Below are 17,425 nucleotides of genomic sequence, written 5' to 3' on the forward strand. Positions count from 1 at the left end.
CGTCCGGCCCGGTCGGTACGGTGAACCGGACCAGCCCGCCGCGGTGCGACCACCACGCACCGCGCACCACCGCACCACCGCACGCCACCACACACCGGGGGAACCGACCGTGCCCATTCCCGCCGACTGGCCCACCACCGAGGCCGAGGCACTCGCCGAACAACAGCGGCTCCGCCCGCTCGTCCAGGCCCACGACGACCACGACGAACCCGTCGGCCCCCTCGTCGCCGGCGTCGACGTCGCCTACGACGACGACCACGACCTCGTCGTCGCCGCAGCCGTCCTGCTCCACCGCGACACCCTCGACGTCGTCGAACAAGCCACCGCCGTCGGCCGGATCGCCTTCCCCTACGTCCCCGGACTGCTCGCCTTCCGCGAACTCCCCGCCGTCCTCGACGCACTCGCCGCCCTCACCCGCACCCCCGACACCGTCGTCTGCGACGGCTACGGCCTCGCCCACCCCCGCCGCCTCGGCCTCGCCAGCCACCTCGGCGTCCTCACCGGACTGCGCACCCTTGGCGTCGCCAAAACCCCCTTCACCTTCGACCACCGCGAACCCGACGCGCCCCGCGGCTCCACCACCCCGCTCACCGACCCCGCCACCGGAGAAGAAGTCGGCCGCGCCCTCCGGACCCGCCCCGGCGTCAAACCCGTCTTCGTCTCCGTCGGCCACCGGATCGGCCTCGACACCGCCGTCCGCACCACCCTCGACCTCGCCCGCCGGTACCGCCTCCCCGAAACCACCCGACACGCCGACTCCCTCTGCCGCCGCGCCCTCACCGAAGCCCTCAACGACCGGACGACCGCGAACTGACCAAGCCCCGAACGGGCCCGGGCCCGGTGTGTTAGACATGAGACACCGGGGCCCGGCCCCGACCATCGAGGACGGACGCACGGGGGCGCCGCAATGGGATCAGGCACGGGCAAGAACAACAGCGCCGGCACCGGCACCACCGGCGGAGCCGGACAGGGATACCGCGTCGAGGTCGAACAACTCCGCGCCTTCGCCGGCCAAGTACGGCTCCTGCTCGCCGACTTCCAGAAACACGCCGACGGCACCGGCACCCACGGACGCAGCGGCGTCGGCAAGAACGCCTTCGGCACCTTCGCCGAAGCCACCGAGATCCACGGCCGCTACAGCACCATGCGGGACGCACTGCGCGACGTCCTCAACCAACTCCAGGAAGCCGTGAACGAAGCCCAGCAGAAGGCCGACCTCACCGCCACCAACTACGAGGAACACGACCAGCACACCGCGCAGAAACTCAAACTCGCCGCCGACGGCTGGTCCGTCGACAAACCCTCCGCGACCAGCCAAGCCGCGTACGAGAAGAACCTCACCCCGTCCAACCGCGGCAACGCCACCCTCTGACCCGCACACCCACCCACCCGCACCCGAACGGAGGCCGACCGCCCGTGGTCTACACCGACTTCACCAAATACAGCCACGCCCAACTCCGCACCATGGCGCAGGCCCTCGACCCCGGCGCGGTCATGGCCGCCGGAGACCCCTGGCGCACCGCCTCCGACACCCTCAAGCAGATCCGCCTCACCCTCACCAAAGCCAGCACCGAAGCCGCCACCACCTGGGAAGGCACCACCAGCGACGCCTTCCACACCCGCATGCTCAACCTCGCCGCCAGCATCAACAACGCCGCCGCCTACGCCAACGACGCGGCCAACATCCTCCACAGCGTCTCCGAGGCCATGGCCAAGGCCAAACGCGAGATGCCCGAAGAACCCGGCAACTGGGACAAGTTCAAGGACACCGTCGGCGACGGTGTCTCCGCCGTCTTCGGCGACGGCGACGACGACCACATCCCCATCGCCGACCGAAAGAAGGCCGAAGCCGCCGCCATCATGCAAACCCTCGCCATGCACTACCGCATCGCGACCCCGGCGTTGAAGGCTCCGCCGCCGTACGACCCGAAGAAGCCGCCAGCCCCGAAGGACGACCGCGCGGACGGACCGCAGGACGACCCCATTGGAGCGGCTGCGACGGCAGCCGCGATTTTCTCTGGAACATCAGCAGGCGCGTCGACACGGGGGACGAGCGTTCCGCCGCCGCAGCGTTCGAGGTCTTCTCAGACACCGGTGCAGGCTCGCTCCACAGCGAGGAATATGCCTGTTCCGACCGACTCGGGGATTAAGGGGGGAACGGCGCAGGCTTCCCTGAAGCCGCCCGGTTCGCTGAGTCGTGGTCCCGCTGAGGGGATCTCCGGCAGGCCGGTGTCTCCTTCGAGCGGCAGTGTGCCGAGCCCTGTGCTTGCGGGGACTCAGACCTCAGGAATCGACGTTGCACCGACCGGCTCCCCGGCGGGCGGGCCGTTTGGTGGCGGGCAGGAGAACGGCCGTCCTGCAGGCTCGAATGCAACGCCCGCGCCAGCCGGACCAGTCGTGGGCCAGGCCAAGGTCAGCCCTGGGGGCAAGGAGGTTCCCAGCAGGGCGACACCGGTGGAGGGTTCCGGGCCTCGCATTGGGCGAGTTGTCGGCGGTGAGGTCCAGCCGGGGCTTGGGGCGGGGAGCCGTGGGGTTCCTGGGGGCAAGCAGCCTGCACGTACTTCGGCACGGCCGGGCGTGGTTGCAGGGGAGAATGTGAAACCTGTTCCTGGAGCGCAGGGTCGACAGTCCTTCACGGAAGGCGGCTCCGGGCTGGGAGCGCGGAACCGCCTCAAGAGTGAACCGGGTGTCGGGAGTACGAATGCCATCTCTTCCGGCGTCCCGTTGAGCGGGGCACAAGGGCGCAAGAAGGACCGGGAGAAGGATGGCAAGCGACCGGATTTCCTCGTAGAGGACGAAGAGACCTGGGCGTCGGACAAGCCGGCCAATCCGAACGTGGTGGAATGAAGCCGGTCCGTGGACGGATGGGTGATCTGATCGCATCCCGCAGGTCGGTGACCTGCGGGATGCCTTGCGCAGTGGGGTGACCAGGTTTGACGAGCCGTCGGGTGATGCGCAGCGCTGCGGCTCTGGCCGCCGCAGCGCTGATGACCGGATTCGCTGTTCCAGCCGCATCGGCAGATCAGATCAGGGACCAGCAATGGGCTCTGAAGACATTCGAGGCCGAGGCGAAGGTCTGGCCGGTCAGCCAAGGTGACGGCGTGGTCGTCGGTGTGATCGACACCGGAGTGAGTCAGGACCAACCGGACTTGACCGGGCAGGTGCTTCCTGGGGCTGACTTCTCCGGTGGCAACTCTGATGGCCGCGTGGACACCAATGGGCATGGCACCGGCATGGCAAGTTTGATCGCAGGGCACGGGCACGCTTCCCAGGCAGGGGTGATGGGTTTGGCCCCGAAGGCGAGAATTCTTCCAGTGAGAGTGATGACCGGTGGCGACGGCCCGGATCCTGAGCCAACCAGTGACTCCCAGGAAAACGGTTTCGCGGAGGCAATCCGTTTTGCCGTGGATCACGGTGCGAAGGTCGTCAATATTTCCCTCGGCGGGAATTATCGCTTCGACTCGAAGCTGAGGAAATCTGTCAGCTACGCGGTGTCGAAGGACGTTGTGCTGGTTGCCAGTACTGGAAACAGCGGATCCAGCATGGGAGCCGATTACCCGGCAGCCTTTCCCGGGGTCGTTGCCGTGGGCGCCGTGGATTCAAACGGGACAGTTTGGGAGCGTTCCACATCGGGGGTGGAGACGACCCTCGCGGCGCCTGGGGTGGGCATCTACCGTTCTGCAGTGACGGCGCAGACTGGTTACGAGCGCAGGAGTGGCACCTCGGATGCCACGGCCTATGTCTCCGCAACCGCAGCACTCATTCGCTCCAAGTATCCGAATCTGTCGGCCGGGCAGGTGATTAGTCGGATGATCAAGGCGGCCACGCGGCCGGCTGACGGATCCGTTGTTCCGAACAACCAGTACGGATATGGAATTGTTGCGCCGGCTAAGGCTCTGGAAGCCAATCCAGCCGTAGATAGTGGGCCTCGAGAGAATCCTCTGATAGGGCGGAAGGAATCACGAGGAACGCCTCCTCCGATGGATGAGGCAACGGACGACCCATCCGTAGAAGCGGTGGTTCCCGAGGGGGAAGGCGGTAGCAGCAGCGGAATCGGGTTCGGTGTGGGAGTCGCTATCGGCTTGGCTCTGTGGGCTTTGTTGATCGGCGGTGTGGTCGTGGTGGTCGCGTTCGTGGTGCGGGCGCGGCGGCGGGGGCGGGGTTGAGGGGGTCATGCGGCGACGGCGATCTGCTGTCGGTGGTGTGTCGGGGTGGTGAGTTCGTCGATGACGGCGATGGCGAGGTCGGCCTGGGCGATGCGGGGGCCGAGGACGTGGGGGCCGCCGACCCGGTAGTGGCCGGTGGCGGGGGCGGTGCGGTCGAGGTCCATGGGCGGGGTGACGACGACCCAGTCGAGGTGGGCGGGGGAGGCGTGGAGCAGGTCGAGGGCGGCGGTGTGGCCGAGGGAGAAGGCGCGGTGGGCGTCGGGGAAGCCGGGGGTGTCGTGGACGGCGGTGCCGGGGGTGGTCTGCAGGGTGGTGGCGACGCCGATGTGGAGGAGGCGTCGTACGCCCGCGCGGTCGAGGCCGGTGACGAGGGCGGTGGTGGCGGCGCGGTAGAACTCGGCGGAGGGGGTGTCGGGGGTGTAGACGGAGCTGATGGCGGCCGGGTGTCCCGGGGCGGTGGCGGCGACGGCGGCGGGGTCGGTGACGTCGCAGCGCAGCAGGGTGACGCCGGGGCGGGCGAGGTCGGCGTGGCGTCGGGGGTCGCGGACTGCGGCGGTGACGGTGAGTCCGCGTCGGAGGGCTTCGGTGACGAGGGCTCGGCCGACCTGGCCGCCGGCGCCGTAGACGATGAGGTCGGCGCGGTGCGGGCCGGTGGTGCCGTCGGTGCCGTCGGTGCTGGTGGTGTTCAAGGGGGTCTCCCGTCCGTTGGGGGGCGGGTGTCGGTGCCCGCCGGTGCGGTGACGGTAGACCGGGGGGTGCCGGTTACTTCAACGGTACTGGCGCCGCTGACGGCGGACTTCTTCCCGGACTGTCCGGTGCAGGCCGTGCCGGTGCTGGGCAGCCGGAAGTGGGCGTGGAAGATCCTGCGGTGTCTGGAGGGCGGTCCGCGCCGTTTCTCGGAGTTGCGGGTGCCGCTGGTGGGTGTGACCGCCAAGGTGTTGGCGGAGTCGCTGCGGTCGATGGAGCGGGACGGTGCGGTGGAGCGCACCGAGTTCGCGGAGAACCCGCCGCGGGTCGAGTACGCGCTGACGCCGTTGGGCCGGACGCTGCTGGGGCCGATGGACGCGGTGTGCGCGTGGAGCCGGGAGAACCTGGGCGGCCTGCTGGCGGCGCGGGCGGAGTACGAGCGCGGGCACTGAGGGGGCGGGTGGCGGGCGGGTGGCGGAGGTGGCCGCATTTCGGCGGCCGCTGGCGTTCCTGCCGCTGGTGGGGTGGCCCCGGTGGCGGCCATGCTGGGGTCCATGAGTGCTTCCGAGAATGCCGCGAACCCCGCTGACGCAGCCGCCGCGGGGGAGATCGTCCCCGACACCAAGGACTGGACCTGGGTGCTCGAACGCCCGTGCTCCGACTGCGGCTTGGACACGCCGGGGGTGGTGCGGGAGGACGTGGCGGGGATGATCCGGGTCAACGCCGAGGGCTGGCTGACGGTGCTGGCCGGGGACGAGGAGGGGCTGCGGCGCAGGCCGGAGCCGGGTGTCTGGTCGGATCTGGAGTACGCGTGCCACGTCCGGGACGTCTTCCGGCTGTTCCTGGTCCGGCTGAACCTCATGCTGGACGGGGAGGACCCGCTGTTCCCGAACTGGGACCAGGACGAGACGGCTGTCGCCGAGCGTTACGGGGAGCAGCTGCCGGGGGTGGTGGCCGGGGAGCTGGCGGAGGCCGCGGAGGCGCTGGCCGGGGCCTTCGAGCGGGTGGCCGGCGAGCAGTGGCGGCGTACGGGGAACCGTAGTGACGGGGCGCGGTTCACGGTCGAGTCGTTCGCCCGGTACCTGATCCACGACCCGGTGCACCACCTGGTCGATGTGACGGGCGAGCGGGTCTGAGGCCGTCCCGGACCGGACGCGACGGGCCGGCCGGACACGACGGACGGCCCGGCCCGGCGGGCGCGGCGGCGCGCGAGGCGTTCAGGGGGCGCACGCGGGGCGCGCGGTCACCAGCCGGAGGCCTCGCGCAGCATGGTGCGGCGCAGTCGTCCGGCGACGCTGGCGGCGTCGGTGCCGATGACGTCGGCGATCTCGGGGGCGGCGAGGCCGACGACGTAGTGCAGGATCGCCAGGTCGTCGTCGGCCGGGTGGCGGTCCGGGTCGGGCGATTCCCGGCGGGTGTGTGCGGCGACGGTGCCGCGCAGGATCTCCCAGGCGTGCGCGGTCGGGTTGGAGCTCCCCATCAACTCGCGCCAGTGCACCGCGATTTCGGCGAACGCCTGTTGGACGGCCGTGGCCGCGTCGCTGTGCTCGGTCAGCCAGACCCGGGCATAGCTGAGGTACCGGGGGCGGTGGAGCTCGCAGAACGCGGTGAACTCCAGTGGTGCGTCCTCCGGCTCGCCGGGCCCCGGGGGTGGCTCGGCGGAACGCGTGTGACGGTTGGTCATCTCGTCTTCTCGGAAAGGGAGATGGGTTTCTGACGGTCGATCATCTGTGCTCACTCTACGGTAGGCCCTCGGTGCGCTGGGTGACCAATCCGATGGAATGCCCGGAACCCGCCGCCGCCCGGCCGGTTCCGGTGAGGACCGGGTGCGGCACGGCGGTGGAGCGGGCCGGGCAGGGGCTGGCGGGTGGCCGGCGCGGGGCCGGCGGGGTGGTGCTGCGCAGTGGCGGGGGAGGCGTAGTTGCGAGCGCGTCGCAGCTGGTCAGAGGGTGTAGGACGGCTGTCGCCGCAAGGCGGTTGATGTGCCACCGTAGGCCCTGGGGCGGCTGGCGTCCACGCCCACGGCGCGAAGCCGGGCCCGCACAACCACCCGCGCAACCGTGCTCGCGATCCCCGCGGCGGTCGCGCCGGTCGCGGGGGCGGGGCGCGATCGGGGGGCGTCACGACCACACGCATGGCGGTACCGGGGCCCGTGGGCCCGGTGTGCGCGGGATGGTGAACATTGCGCCGCACATTCTCGGAAGCCGGGTCCTGCGGGCCCGGTGTGCGCGGGGGTGTGCGCGCAGCGGTGGGTGCCGGGGTGGCGGCGGGGTGAGCGCGCGGCGGATGCGCTGGGTCGGGCACATGCTGCGCGCCGGGGCGGACGTGGTGGTGAGCGGCGCGCGCACAGGGGCGGTCGCGCGCCGTCGCTCCGGGCCCGCGGATCCGGCGCCGGTCCGGGCGGTCCGTGCCCGTCGGCGGTCACCGTGCGGCTCGACCGTGCCCCGGCGGCCTGGAATCGGCCTCGGCGGCCGGGGCGTGGGGACGGGCCGTGCGGTTGCCCGTCGGGGGTTGCCGTCAGGTGGTCGTGCGGGCCTCCGACGGGGAGATGCGGTCCGCGGCGGTGTCCCGTTCGATCTGGGTGGGGAAGGATTCGACGGCCCGCCGTCGGGCCGCCTGCGCGGCCACGGCCGCAGCCGCCGCAGCCGCCGCGGCCGCTCCGGCGGCGGCCTCCTCGCGCTCGCACCGGTGCGTCGCCCCGGAGGAGTTGGCACCGGAGGAATGCGCACCGGAGGCATGGGCACCGGCCGCGTGCGGGCCCGCCGAGTGCCCGGGAGCGTGCCCGCCCCCGGTGCCGTGCCCCCCGGTGCCGTGCCCCGCAGCGCCGTGCCCCGCGCGCCGCCGCCGGCCGCCCGCGGTCCGGGCGGCGTGTTCCTCGGCCGCCTGTCTAGCCGCCAGGTAGGCCTGCACCGCCGCCATGCCGTAGACCGGCTGGATGAGCTGGTGGCCTTTGAAGAACGGTCTGGCCGGGGCGAACCCGGCGGCGACCACGAGGTCGCGGATCTCTGCTATCTCGGCTTCACTGCGGGCGGTGAAGCGGACCTCCCAGCCCTTCTTGTACGTATGGCCCTTCTCGCCGCTGCGGCGGGCGGGGTCCGGGCGGCGGACGTATCCGGGCAGGCGGCCGAGGCGGAGCTGGGCCGCGCGGAGGCCGGCGGTCTCGTCACGTGACATGACGTAAGCCTAGGCAATCCCGGGGGCGGGATTGACGCTCGGAGGGTCCCTCGCCGTATGCCTTTGATCACTCTGGGTCAGACGACCAGGTCGGCGATCGTTTTCGATCAGGTATGACAACCGGATGAGCGTCAATTACTCCAAATGAGTGAGGGTATGAGGACTTTAGTGCGGGCTGGTCCCGGTTTCGCGACGGTTGAGTAACAGTGCGTCAGGCTCCCGGTCGCGGGTCCGGACGGTTGGGGATGGTGTCGGCATGAGCTACCGGATTCCCTCGCCTCCGCCGTCGCTGGAGGAGCTGGCGAAGCGTCAGCAGAACGTCGTCACCGCGAGTCAGCTGCGCGCCCGGGGCGTGCCGGCCCGCGTCATCACCGGGCACTGCCGCCGGGGCGGGCCCTGGCAGCGGCTGCTGCCCCGGGTCTACCTGCTGCAGTCCGACGAGCCCACCCCGGAGCAGCGGATGTGGGCCGCGCTGCTGTACGCCGCGCAGAACGGCCGCGAGGAGGGCCGCCGCGAGGGTGCGGTGATCACCGGTGCGGCCGCGCTGGCGCTGTACGGCTTCGCGGCCGTGCCCCGGCTGCCCGCGGTGACCGGGGTGGACGTCCTGGTGCCCCGTCAGCGCCGGCTGAAGGACGTCGGCGAGGTGCGGATCCGGCGTACGGAGCGGGAGTTGGTGGCCCGCTCGGTGCACGGTCTGGCCTGCGCGCCGGTGGCCCGGGCGGTCGCGGACGCGCTCGGCGAGTGGACGGCGGACCCCGGGCAGCCGGCGCCGGTGCGCGAGGTGCTGCGGGAGGCCGTCTCCCGTCCCGAGAGCGGCTGCTCGGTGCGGGAGTTGGCCGCCGAGCTGATCGAGTCCGGGCTGACCGGCGAGCCCCGGGTGCGGGCCGCGCTGGACGAACTCCTGGCCGCCGAGCGGGACTCGGTGCTGGAGCGGGTCGGCCACCTGGTGGACGAGTGGCTGCTGCCGGTCCCGCTGAACGCCCCCGAGCTGCGGATGCGCGGCGGCACCTACATCGGCGTCCCGGACCTCTACTGGCCGGAGCGCGGTGTCGCGGTGGAGGTGGACTCGGACCTGCGCTGCGTCAGCGAGGGCGAGGCCGCCTGGGTGCGCGGCGGCCAGCACCGGATGGAGTACCTGGGCATCCAGGTGGTGTACGTCTGCGGTGACCGGCTGGCCGCCGACCCGGACGCGGTCGGCGGCGAGCTGCGCGAGGCGTTCCGGGTCGGCGGAACCGACGTGGTGGAGCTGCTGGTGGTCTGAGCCGGAGCCGTCAGGAGCGGACCAGCGGCGTGCCGACCGGTTCGACCCCGGCCGTCAGGAGCGGACCAGCGGCGTGCCGACCGGTTCGACCCCGGCCGTCAGGAGCGGACCAGCGGCGTGCCGACCAGTTCGACCCCGGCCGCCCGCAGCTCCTCCAGCGCGGCGGCGGTGGTCTCCGGGGCCACCCCGGCGGTGAGGTCCAGCAGGACGCGGGTGGCGAAGCCCGCCCGGGCGGCGTCCAGCGCGGTCGCCCGGACGCAGTGGTCGGTGGCGATGCCCACCACGTCGACCTCGTCGACCTGCCGCTCGCGCAGCCAGGCCACCGGACCGCGTCCGTTCTCGTCCAGCCCCTCGAAGCCGCTGTACGCCGCCGAGTGGGCGCCCTTGTCGAAGACCGCCTCGACCGCGCCGGAGATCACGGCGGGCGCGAAGTTGGGGTGGAAGCCCACGCCCTCGGTGCCGGCCACGCAGTGCGGCGGCCAGCTGTCGACGTAGTCCGGCTCGGCGGAGAAGTGCGCACCCGGGTCGATGTGGTGGTCGCGGGTGGCGAGGATGTGCTGGTAGCCGGGGGAGGATTCGGCGATCAGATCGGTGATGGCGGCGGCCACCTCGGCGCCGCCGGCGACGGCCAGGCTGCCGCCCTCGCAGAAGTCGTTCTGAACGTCGACGACGATCAGTGCCCGGTGCATGGCTCGCATCCTCGGATGTCGGGGGCCCGCGGGAGGCGGCGCCCCGGTGTGGGGGAGCCCTCGGGAGTACTCGGCCCGGCTGTGCGGGGCTCGGGGGTTCTCGGGGGAGCTCCGGGGAACTCTACGGCTGACTCTAGGGAGTGCCGCGCGGGGGCGGAAGCCCCGGGGCCGGTCCGGCAGCCGGTGCGGCAGCCGGGCCCGGGGCGTCCGCCCGCCGTCCGGAGGGTGACGGGATCCCGGTCGGACGGTGACAGGTCGGACGGTGACCCGCCGGTCGGCGGTCGGGGCGGACCCGAACCACCCGCCGGCCGGGCGTGGCTCAGAGCACCACGTCGGCGGGCAGGAGCAGCTCGGTCGGCAGCACCGGGTCGCCCTTGGAGAGCTGGGTGGCCGACAGCGGCAGCGCGGCCCGGGCGCGGACGTGCCGTTCGCGGGCGGCGGTCAGCGGTTCCCGGCCGACCGTCTCGCCAGCCCGTACCAGCGGCACCTGCAGCAGGTGCGGCCGCAGCTCCTCCGGGACGGGCCCGGTGCCGACCACCTCGGCCTCGGCGACGCCGTCGGCGTCGGGCCGGCGGGCCGCCCACTTGCGGCCGCCGGTGCTGGTCTTGCCGCCCGCCGAGCGCTTGGCCACCGACACCAGGGGGCCGCCGTCGGCCCCGGCCCGGGCGACCAGCTTGTAGACCATGGCGCAGGTCGGGTGCCCGCTGCCGGTGACCAGGCTGGTGCCGACGCCGTAGCCGTCCACCGGGGCGGCGGCCAGGGCGGCGATCGCGTACTCGTCCAGGTCCGAGGTGACGATGATCCGGGTGTCCGCGGCGCCGAGTTCGTCCAGCTGGCGGCGGACCCGGTGGGCCAGCAGGGTGAGGTCGCCGGAGTCGATCCGGACGGCGCCCAGTTCGGGGCCGGCCACCTCGACCGCGGTGCGCACGGCCTCGCGCAGGTCGAAGGTGTCGACCAGCAGTGTGGTGCCCTTGCCCATCGAGGCGATCTGGGCGCGGAAGGCGTCCCGCTCGCTGTCGTGCACCAGGGTGAAGGCGTGCGCGGCGGTGCCGGTGGTGGGGATGCCGTGGGTGAAGCCGGCCTCCAGGTCGGAGGTGGCGGCGAACCCGGCCACGTAGGCGGCCCGGGCGGCTGCGACGGCGGCTTGCTCGTGGGCGCGGCGGGCGCCCATCTCGATGACCGGGCGGCCGCCGGCGGCGGCGGTCATCCGGGAGGCGGCGGCCGCGATCGCCGAGTCGTGGTTGAGGATCGAGAGGATCACCGTCTCCAGGATCACCGCCTCGGCGAAGCTGCCCTCGACGGTGAGCAGCGGCGAGCCGGGGAAGTAGACCTCGCCCTCCGGGTAGCCCTGGATGTCGCCGCGGAAGCGGTAGTCGGCGAGGAAGCGCAGGGTCTCCTCGTCGACCACGTCCTGGTCGGACAGCCAGTCCAGCTGGGCGGTGGTGAACCGGAAGTTCTCGACGGCGTCGAGCACCCGGCCGGTGCCGGCCATGACGCCGTAGCGGCGGCCGCCCGGCAGGCGGCGGGTGAACACCTCGAAGACGGAGTGGCGGTGCGCCGCCCCGCTGCGCAGGGCGGCCTGCAGCATGGTGAGCTCGTAGCGGTCGGTGAGAAGCGCGGTCGAGCCGGCCGCGCGCACTGAAGTGGCGTCCATGAGGATGATGCTACTACCACTTAGCGTCAGATTGACGATTTCTTTTCGGGTCGGCCGGGCCGGAATCGCCCGGGGGTCCCCCGGATGGCAGCATGGGGCTTGATGAGCAACGGACGAGCGTGCAGTGAGGAGGACCCGGCGTGAGTGTCGCGCCCGCGGAGATCGAGCGCCCCGAGGTCGAGGGGCTGCCGGTGGCAGAGCCGGACACCCCCTGGGTGACCATCGTGCACAACGACCCGGTCAACCTGATGAGCTACGTCCAGCACGTGTTCCAGGCCTACTTCGGCTACCCGAAGGACAAGGCCAGGGAGCTGATGATGGACGTCCACACCAAGGGGCGGGCGGTGGTCTCCAGCGGATCCCGCGAGGAGATGGAGCGCGACGTCCAGGCGATGCACGGCTACGGCCTCTGGGCGACGCTGCAGCACGACTGACGCCGGCCCACCGGCCGTACGACCGAAGACGACGAAGACGGGCTGACCGATACAGATGGCTGGGTTGTTCGAGAGCACCGGCGGTGGCGGCGCGGCGATCGCGCTGGACGAGTGGGAGGTCTCCATCCTGCGCTCGCTGGAAGTGCAGTTGCTGGAGCTGATCGGCCCCGGTCCGGGCGGGGAGGGCGGCGACCCGCTGGCCGCGCTGTTCGCCGAGGGTCCCACCGAGGCGCCCGCCGACCCGGTGCTGGCCCGGTTCTTCCCGGACGCCTACCGCGACCCGGAGAAGCCGGCCGACGACGAGGCGGTGGCCGCGTCCGGGGAGTTCCGCCGTTTCACCGAGCTGGACCTGCGGGCCCGCAAGCGGGACGACGCGCTGTTCGTCATCCGGGCACTGGACGGCCTCGACGGCGCGGGGGTGCTCAAGCCGACCACCTCCGACTGCCAGCGCTGGCTGGGCGCCCTGAACGACCTGCGGCTGGCCCTCGGTGTCCGGCTGGAGGTCACCGAGGACGACGAGGAGGGCCTCTACGACCTGCCGGACGGCGACGAGCGCAAGCCGCTGGTGATGGCGTACCTGTGGCTGGGGGCGATGCAGGAGTCGCTGCTGGAGGCGATGGCCGGCTGAGCCCGTCCCCGTCCGCGCTCGGGTGAACGCGGGGTGAACCGGGAAGAAATTCCGGGTGGACGCGGAGCGGCTGTAGCCACTCCCGTTCGCGTTTGCGGGGCAAGCGTGCCCGCTTTCGGGCAGGCCCCGGCGGTTTCGTCCAGCATGTGGACGGTCTGCCGGGGCTTTCCCGTCCAAAACGGGGCAAGCCCTATCAGGTCATGCTCAAATATCGCTCAGATGAACACCGCTGTCCGGATGGTGCGTGGTACGACTTCTCCACCCCCGAGACCGACCAGGACGGTGTACCCATGGCCGAGAAGTCGTACGACCACGTGGTCGACACCCCACCGGAAGAGGAGGGCTACGAGCGGGGACTCGGCAGCCGCCAGATCCAGATGATCGCGATCGGCGGAGCCATCGGCACCGGCCTCTTCCTCGGGGCCGGCACCGCGATCTCCAAGTCCGGCCCGAGCCTGATCCTGTCCTACGCCGTCGCCGGTCTGGTGATCTTCGTGATCATGCGCGCCCTCGGCGAACTCCTCACCTACCGCCCGGTGTCCGGCAGCTTCGCCGAGTACGCCCGGGAGTTCCTCGGCCCCTTCGCCGGCTACGTGACCGGCTGGACGTACTGGCTGTTCTGGGTCGTCACCGGCATGGCGGAGACCACCGCCGCCGCCGTGTACGTGAAGTTCTGGGCGCCCGACATCCCCCAGTGGGCCAGCGCGCTGACCTTCCTGGTCGTCCTCTACGCGGCCAACCTGATCTCGGTGAAGCTGTTCGGCGAGATCGAGTTCTGGTTCTCCATGGTCAAGGTCACCGCCATCATCGGCATGATCCTGATCGGCGTCGGGGTGCTCACCCTCGGCTTCAGCAAGGCCGGTGACACCGCGTCGATCACCCACCTGTGGGAGGGCGGCGGCTTCTTCCCCAAGGGCATCGGCGCCACGGTGATGACCCTTCAGATCGTCATGTTCGCCTACCTCGGCGTCGAGCTCGTCGGCGTCACCGCGGGCGAGAGCGAGGACCCCGAGAAGACCCTGCCGCGGGCGATCAACACCCTGCCCTGGCGCATCGCGCTGTTCTACATCGGCGCCCTGGTCGTCATCCTCTCGCTGGTCCCGTGGACCGAGTTCCAGCCCGGCGTCAGCCCGTTCGTCGCCGCCTTCGGCAAGATCGGCATCCCGGCGGCGGCCGGCATCATCAACTTCGTGGTGCTCACCGCGGCGCTCTCCTCCTGCAACTCCGGGATGTACTCCACCGGCCGCATGCTGCGCGACCTCGCGCTGCGCGGCCAGGCCCCGGGGCAGCTCACCAAGCTCAACTCCCGCCGCACCCCGGCCTTCGCGATCACCCTCTCCAGCCTGCTGATGGGCGTCGGCGTGGTGCTCAACTACCTCGTCCCGGCACGGGCGTTCGAGTACATCACCTCGGTCGCCACGGTCTGCGGCCTGTGGACCTGGGCGATGATCCTGATCTCCCAGATCCGCTACCGCCGGGCCTGGCAGGACGGCCGGCTGCCGGCCCCCTCCTTCAAGGCGCCCGGCGGCGCCTGGGTCAGCTGGGCCGCGCTCGCCTTCCTCGCCCTGGTCGTGGTGCTGATCGGCCTGGACGAGGACAGCCGGATCTCGCTGTACGTCTTCCCCGGCTGGGCGCTGCTGCTGGTGATCGGCTACCGCGTCCTGCGGAGCCGCAACCCGCAGGCCGTCACCGGCCCCGCCGCCGAGCCGGCCGCCGGGTCCGCCCGGGGCGACCTGCAGACGGCCGACGAGGGCTGAACCCGGCCGCCACGCGGACACCGGCCGACCGCAACGCGGACACCGGGACCGCCGCGCGCACACCGGCCGACCGCCTCGCGGACACCGGCCGACCGCGCTTCGGACGCCCCGGCGATCACTCGCCGGGGCGTGTCTATCCTGACCACATGCTGACCATCACCCGAGAAATCCGCGACCGGATCGTGGCCCACGCCCGCGCCGACCACCCGGACGAGGCCTGCGGCGTGGTCGCCGGACCGGCCGGCAGCGGACGGCCCGAGCGGTTCATCCCGATGCTCAACGCCGCCCGCTCGCCCACCTTCTACGAGTTCGACTCGGGCGACCTGCTGAAGCTCTACCGCGAGATGGACGACCTCGACGAGGAGCCGGTGATCGTCTACCACTCGCACACCGCCACCGAGGCCTACCCCTCGCGCACCGACGTGAGCTACGCGTCCGAGCCGTTCGCCCACTACGTCCTGGTCTCCACCGCCGACGGCAACGGCGAGGACGACCCGTACCAGTTCCGCTCGTTCCGCATCGTGGACGGCGAGATCACAGAGGAAGACGTCCAGGTCGTCGAGGCCCACGAGGCCTGACCGGCACCCACCCGGACGAGGCCCGCCGACCGCTCGCGCCCGGTCGGCGGGCCGTGCCGTCTCAGTACTGGGAACGAGAACATCCGGATCCCGAGACGGGCATGTCGGAGCGGGGCCGGGAATCTATACGATGAGTCCATGCGTTCCGTCGATGTGAGCAACCAGGCCCCGGGCACCCGCCTCGTGGCGCGCCTGCACATCGACCTGTGCCGGCACGCCGGCGCGATCTGTCCCGGCACGCCCGCGCGCTCGCGCTGAGAGCCGCCTCGCCCCACCCGGGCCCCGCCGCCCCTACCGGCGGCGCCGAGCCCCGGGCACCGTCCGCCCTGCCGCGCCCCTCGCGGCCCACCCACTCCACGACTCGCACAGGAGCGCCGCACCCATGGCCATCGAGGTCCGCATCCCGACCATCCTCCGCACCTACACCGACGGCGCCAAGGCCGTCGAGGGCAACGGCAGCAACATCGGGGAACTCTTCACCGACCTCGACGCCCGGCACCCGGGCATCGCCGCCCGCCTGCTCGAGGGCGGCGAGCTGCGCCGCTTCGTCAACGTGTACCTGAACGACGAGGACGTCCGGTTCCTGGAGGGCATCTCCACCGCCCTGGCCGACGGCGACAGCGTCACCATCCTGCCCGCCGTGGCCGGCGGCTCCCGCTGACCTGCCGGTCCGCCCGCTGACCTCCCGGTTCCCCCGCCGCCGCCGGCGGGGGAACCACCCCATGACCCCCAACGCCGTGTGACCCTCACCGCCGTGGCCGGAGGCCTCCCTTGCGTTACGACAGCCCGCTCGAAGCCGTCGGCAACACCCCGCTGGTCCGCCTGCCGCGGCTGTCCGCCGCCGTCCCCGGCAACACCGAGGGCCTGGTCAGCCTCTGGGCCAAGCTGGAGGACCGCAACCCGACCGGCTCGATCAAGGACCGTCCGGCGCTGCACATGATCGAGCGCGCCGAGGCCGACGGCCGGCTCACCCCGGGCTGCACGATCCTGGAGCCCACCAGCGGCAACACCGGCATCTCGCTCGCCATGGCCGCCAAGCTCAAGGGCTACCGGATGGTCTGCGTGATGCCCGAGAACACCAGCGAGGAACGGCGCGAGCTGCTCCGCATGTGGGGCGCCGAGATCATCCCCTCCCCGGCCGCGGGCGGCTCCAACACCGCCGTCCGGATCGCCAAGGAGATCGCCGCCGAGCACCCCGACTGGGTGATGCTCTACCAGTACGGCAACCCCGACAACGCGGGCGCCCACTACACCGGCACCGGCCCCGAGATCCTCGCCGACCTGCCCACCGTCACCCACTTCGTGGCCGGCCTCGGCACCACCGGCACCCTGATGGGCGTCGGCCGCTACCTGCGCGAGAAGGTCCCCGGCGTGAAGATCGTCGCCGCCGAACCGCGCTACGACGACCTGGTCTACGGGCTGCGCAACCTGGACGAGGGCTTCGTCCCCGAGCTGTACGACGCCGAGGTGCTCACCACCCGCTTCTCCGTCGGCTCCGCGGACGCCGTCCGCCGCACCCGCGAACTCCTCCAGCAGGAGGGCATCTTCGCGGGCGTCTCCACCGGCGCCATCCTGCACGCCGCGATCGGCGTCGGCCGCAAGGCGGCGGCCGCGGGGGAGCGCGCGGACATCGTCTTCGTGGTCGCCGACGGCGGCTGGAAGTACCTGTCCACCGGCATCTACACCGCCGAGTCCACCGAGGCCGCGGTCGAGGCGCTGCAGGGCCAGCTCTGGGCCTGACCCGCGCCGACGGTCAGCCCAGCACCTGACGGGCCCGGGCCCACACCTGCCGGTCCACCGTGCCGGCCCGGCGGCGGAACGCCGACAGCGGCACCTCGCGCAGCTCGTCGGTCTCCAGCCAGCTGGACCGGCCCTGCCGGTCGCCCACCGAACCGGGCGGCAGCGGCAGCACGCCGGGGCGCTCGGTGTGGTGCTTGCTGGTGATCTTCGCGACGGTGGCGGTCCGCCCGTGCACCCGCAGCACCAGGCAGGGACGGTCCTTGGCGCCGGGGCCGTCCTCGAACGGCACCTCCGCCCACCAGATCTCCTGCGGCTCCGGGCCGGCCTTGGTGCCCGGGCGCGGCCGCGGGCCGGTCGGCCCGGCCGGGCGCGGGGCCGGGCGGGTGCGCCGCGCCAGCACCGCCGCGACGGCCGCCACCAGCGCGATGCCGGCCAGTGCCAGGACGACCCAGGTAGCAGTCATGCCGTTCATGCGGCGAACCGTACCGGGCCGGGGGTGGACGCCACCACCGTGACGGCTGTGACAGTTGAGTATTTGTCCGCGTGTTGCTCCCGGTTCGTCACGGAACGGCCACCGTGCCCGTTCCGTACCCGAGGCCCCGTCCGCCCCCGGGGAGGCTGCGTCACGAACGTCCGCCCCCGTCCCGGAGGTACCGC

20 protein-coding genes are annotated in these 17,425 nt (G+C 72.1%); 14 read left to right on the forward strand and 6 right to left on the reverse strand.

The genetic code is table 11. The annotated features are described in order from the left end of the window. Positions 1 to 109 precede the first annotated feature (109 nt). From IE332_RS21890 to mycP, 4 genes are all read left to right on the forward strand, one after another. A complete protein-coding gene (locus IE332_RS21890) occupies positions 110 to 814 on the forward strand; it encodes an endonuclease V (protein ID WP_189919069.1) in 705 nt (234 codons plus the stop codon). A gap of 93 nt (positions 815 to 907) precedes the next feature. After that, complete coding sequence (locus tag IE332_RS21895; RefSeq protein WP_189919071.1) at positions 908 to 1,372, forward strand: DUF2563 family protein; 465 nt, start codon at positions 908 to 910, stop codon at positions 1,370 to 1,372. A 44-nt stretch (positions 1,373 to 1,416) separates the two neighbouring features. After that, positions 1,417 to 2,847 (forward strand): WXG100 family type VII secretion target, encoded by a 1,431-nt coding sequence (locus tag IE332_RS21900; protein ID WP_189919090.1) that lies wholly within the window; start codon positions 1,417 to 1,419, stop codon positions 2,845 to 2,847. A gap of 104 nt (positions 2,848 to 2,951) precedes the next feature. Then, a complete protein-coding gene (gene mycP, locus IE332_RS21905) occupies positions 2,952 to 4,166 on the forward strand; it encodes a type VII secretion-associated serine protease mycosin (RefSeq protein ID WP_229928824.1) in 1,215 nt (404 codons plus the stop codon). 5 nt (positions 4,167 to 4,171) lie between these two features. On the opposite strand, the gene IE332_RS21910 is transcribed toward mycP, so the two are convergent. After that, positions 4,172 to 4,855, reverse strand: a complete 684-nt coding sequence (locus tag IE332_RS21910) for an NAD(P)-dependent oxidoreductase (protein WP_189919095.1) — start codon at positions 4,853 to 4,855, stop codon at positions 4,172 to 4,174. A 66-nt stretch (positions 4,856 to 4,921) separates the two neighbouring features. On the opposite strand from IE332_RS21910, the gene IE332_RS21915 reads away from it, so the two are divergent. Both IE332_RS21915 and IE332_RS41940 read left to right on the forward strand, forming a co-directional pair. Beyond that, the gene (locus tag IE332_RS21915) at positions 4,922 to 5,305 is read left to right on the forward strand and encodes a winged helix-turn-helix transcriptional regulator (RefSeq protein WP_373313791.1); all 384 of its coding nucleotides are present in this window, start codon (positions 4,922 to 4,924) and stop codon (positions 5,303 to 5,305) included. 102 nt (positions 5,306 to 5,407) lie between these two features. Further along, positions 5,408 to 5,989, forward strand: coding sequence for a DinB family protein (locus tag IE332_RS41940; RefSeq protein ID WP_189919097.1), 582 nt, complete (start codon positions 5,408 to 5,410; stop codon positions 5,987 to 5,989). 107 nt (positions 5,990 to 6,096) lie between these two features. Here IE332_RS41940 and IE332_RS21925 read toward each other — a convergent pair whose 3' ends face one another. Both IE332_RS21925 and IE332_RS21930 read right to left on the reverse strand, forming a co-directional pair. Then, positions 6,097 to 6,537: an RNA polymerase sigma factor gene (locus IE332_RS21925; RefSeq protein WP_189919106.1), complete on the reverse strand. Its 441-nt coding sequence runs from the start codon at positions 6,535 to 6,537 to the stop codon at positions 6,097 to 6,099. Positions 6,538 to 7,370: 833 nt separating this feature from the next. Beyond that, on the reverse strand, positions 7,371 to 8,027 hold the full coding sequence (locus IE332_RS21930) for a hypothetical protein (RefSeq protein ID WP_189919108.1): 657 nt from the start codon (positions 8,025 to 8,027) through the stop codon (positions 7,371 to 7,373). Positions 8,028 to 8,283: 256 nt separating this feature from the next. Here IE332_RS21930 and IE332_RS21935 point away from each other — a divergent pair, with 256 nt between their 5' ends. After that, positions 8,284 to 9,288 (forward strand): hypothetical protein, encoded by a 1,005-nt coding sequence (locus IE332_RS21935; RefSeq protein ID WP_189919111.1) that lies wholly within the window; start codon positions 8,284 to 8,286, stop codon positions 9,286 to 9,288. A 98-nt stretch (positions 9,289 to 9,386) separates the two neighbouring features. Here IE332_RS21935 and IE332_RS21940 read toward each other — a convergent pair whose 3' ends face one another. Next, the gene (locus tag IE332_RS21940) at positions 9,387 to 9,977 is read right to left on the reverse strand and encodes an isochorismatase family protein (RefSeq protein ID WP_189919118.1); all 591 of its coding nucleotides are present in this window, start codon (positions 9,975 to 9,977) and stop codon (positions 9,387 to 9,389) included. A gap of 319 nt (positions 9,978 to 10,296) precedes the next feature. Beyond that, entirely contained in the window at positions 10,297 to 11,631 is a 1,335-nt protein-coding gene (locus IE332_RS21945; protein ID WP_189919128.1) for a nicotinate phosphoribosyltransferase, read from the reverse strand. A gap of 140 nt (positions 11,632 to 11,771) precedes the next feature. Between IE332_RS21945 and clpS the strand changes: the two genes are divergently transcribed. From clpS to IE332_RS21975, 7 genes are all read left to right on the forward strand, one after another. After that, entirely contained in the window at positions 11,772 to 12,065 is a 294-nt protein-coding gene (gene clpS, locus IE332_RS21950; protein ID WP_189919130.1) for an ATP-dependent Clp protease adapter ClpS, read from the forward strand. A 55-nt stretch (positions 12,066 to 12,120) separates the two neighbouring features. After that, the gene (locus IE332_RS21955) at positions 12,121 to 12,693 is read left to right on the forward strand and encodes a DUF2017 domain-containing protein (protein WP_189919132.1); all 573 of its coding nucleotides are present in this window, start codon (positions 12,121 to 12,123) and stop codon (positions 12,691 to 12,693) included. Between the two features lie 290 nt (positions 12,694 to 12,983). Next, the gene (locus tag IE332_RS21960) at positions 12,984 to 14,450 is read left to right on the forward strand and encodes an amino acid permease (RefSeq protein ID WP_189919134.1); all 1,467 of its coding nucleotides are present in this window, start codon (positions 12,984 to 12,986) and stop codon (positions 14,448 to 14,450) included. 146 nt (positions 14,451 to 14,596) lie between these two features. After that, positions 14,597 to 15,028: a M67 family metallopeptidase gene (locus IE332_RS21965; RefSeq protein ID WP_189919136.1), complete on the forward strand. Its 432-nt coding sequence runs from the start codon at positions 14,597 to 14,599 to the stop codon at positions 15,026 to 15,028. A gap of 138 nt (positions 15,029 to 15,166) precedes the next feature. Next, positions 15,167 to 15,286 (forward strand): putative leader peptide, encoded by a 120-nt coding sequence (locus tag IE332_RS42415; RefSeq protein WP_317621128.1) that lies wholly within the window; start codon positions 15,167 to 15,169, stop codon positions 15,284 to 15,286. Between the two features lie 124 nt (positions 15,287 to 15,410). Further along, the gene (locus IE332_RS21970; protein ID WP_189919139.1) at positions 15,411 to 15,689 is read left to right on the forward strand and encodes a MoaD/ThiS family protein; all 279 of its coding nucleotides are present in this window, start codon (positions 15,411 to 15,413) and stop codon (positions 15,687 to 15,689) included. A gap of 110 nt (positions 15,690 to 15,799) precedes the next feature. After that, entirely contained in the window at positions 15,800 to 16,768 is a 969-nt protein-coding gene (locus tag IE332_RS21975; RefSeq protein WP_189919141.1) for a PLP-dependent cysteine synthase family protein, read from the forward strand. A gap of 13 nt (positions 16,769 to 16,781) precedes the next feature. Here the strand turns inward: IE332_RS21975 and IE332_RS21980 are convergent, their stop codons facing one another. After that, entirely contained in the window at positions 16,782 to 17,231 is a 450-nt protein-coding gene (locus tag IE332_RS21980) for a type II toxin-antitoxin system PemK/MazF family toxin (protein ID WP_189919457.1), read from the reverse strand. Positions 17,232 to 17,425: the final 194 nt, after the last annotated feature.

Source organism: Kitasatospora xanthocidica (genome assembly GCF_014656195.1).
Lineage (GTDB): Bacteria > Actinomycetota > Actinomycetes > Streptomycetales > Streptomycetaceae > Kitasatospora > Kitasatospora xanthocidica.

Coding starts and splice junctions, on each gene's coding strand:
- IE332_RS21925 (WP_189919106.1), bottom strand. CDS start 6,537: ATGACCAACCGTCACACGCGTTCCGCCGAGCCACCCCCGGGGCCCGGC.
- mycP (WP_229928824.1), top strand. CDS start 2,952: ATGCGCAGCGCTGCGGCTCTGGCCGCCGCAGCGCTGATGACCGGATTC.
- IE332_RS21955 (WP_189919132.1), top strand. CDS start 12,121: ATGGCTGGGTTGTTCGAGAGCACCGGCGGTGGCGGCGCGGCGATCGCG.
- IE332_RS41940 (WP_189919097.1), top strand. CDS start 5,408: ATGAGTGCTTCCGAGAATGCCGCGAACCCCGCTGACGCAGCCGCCGCG.
- IE332_RS21945 (WP_189919128.1), bottom strand. CDS start 11,631: ATGGACGCCACTTCAGTGCGCGCGGCCGGCTCGACCGCGCTTCTCACC.
- IE332_RS21965 (WP_189919136.1), top strand. CDS start 14,597: ATGCTGACCATCACCCGAGAAATCCGCGACCGGATCGTGGCCCACGCC.
- IE332_RS21980 (WP_189919457.1), bottom strand. CDS start 17,231: ATGACTGCTACCTGGGTCGTCCTGGCACTGGCCGGCATCGCGCTGGTG.
- IE332_RS21930 (WP_189919108.1), bottom strand. CDS start 8,027: ATGTCACGTGACGAGACCGCCGGCCTCCGCGCGGCCCAGCTCCGCCTC.
- IE332_RS42415 (WP_317621128.1), top strand. CDS start 15,167: ATGCGTTCCGTCGATGTGAGCAACCAGGCCCCGGGCACCCGCCTCGTG.
- IE332_RS21935 (WP_189919111.1), top strand. CDS start 8,284: ATGAGCTACCGGATTCCCTCGCCTCCGCCGTCGCTGGAGGAGCTGGCG.
- IE332_RS21970 (WP_189919139.1), top strand. CDS start 15,411: ATGGCCATCGAGGTCCGCATCCCGACCATCCTCCGCACCTACACCGAC.
- IE332_RS21940 (WP_189919118.1), bottom strand. CDS start 9,977: ATGCACCGGGCACTGATCGTCGTCGACGTTCAGAACGACTTCTGCGAG.
- IE332_RS21960 (WP_189919134.1), top strand. CDS start 12,984: ATGGCCGAGAAGTCGTACGACCACGTGGTCGACACCCCACCGGAAGAG.
- IE332_RS21895 (WP_189919071.1), top strand. CDS start 908: ATGGGATCAGGCACGGGCAAGAACAACAGCGCCGGCACCGGCACCACC.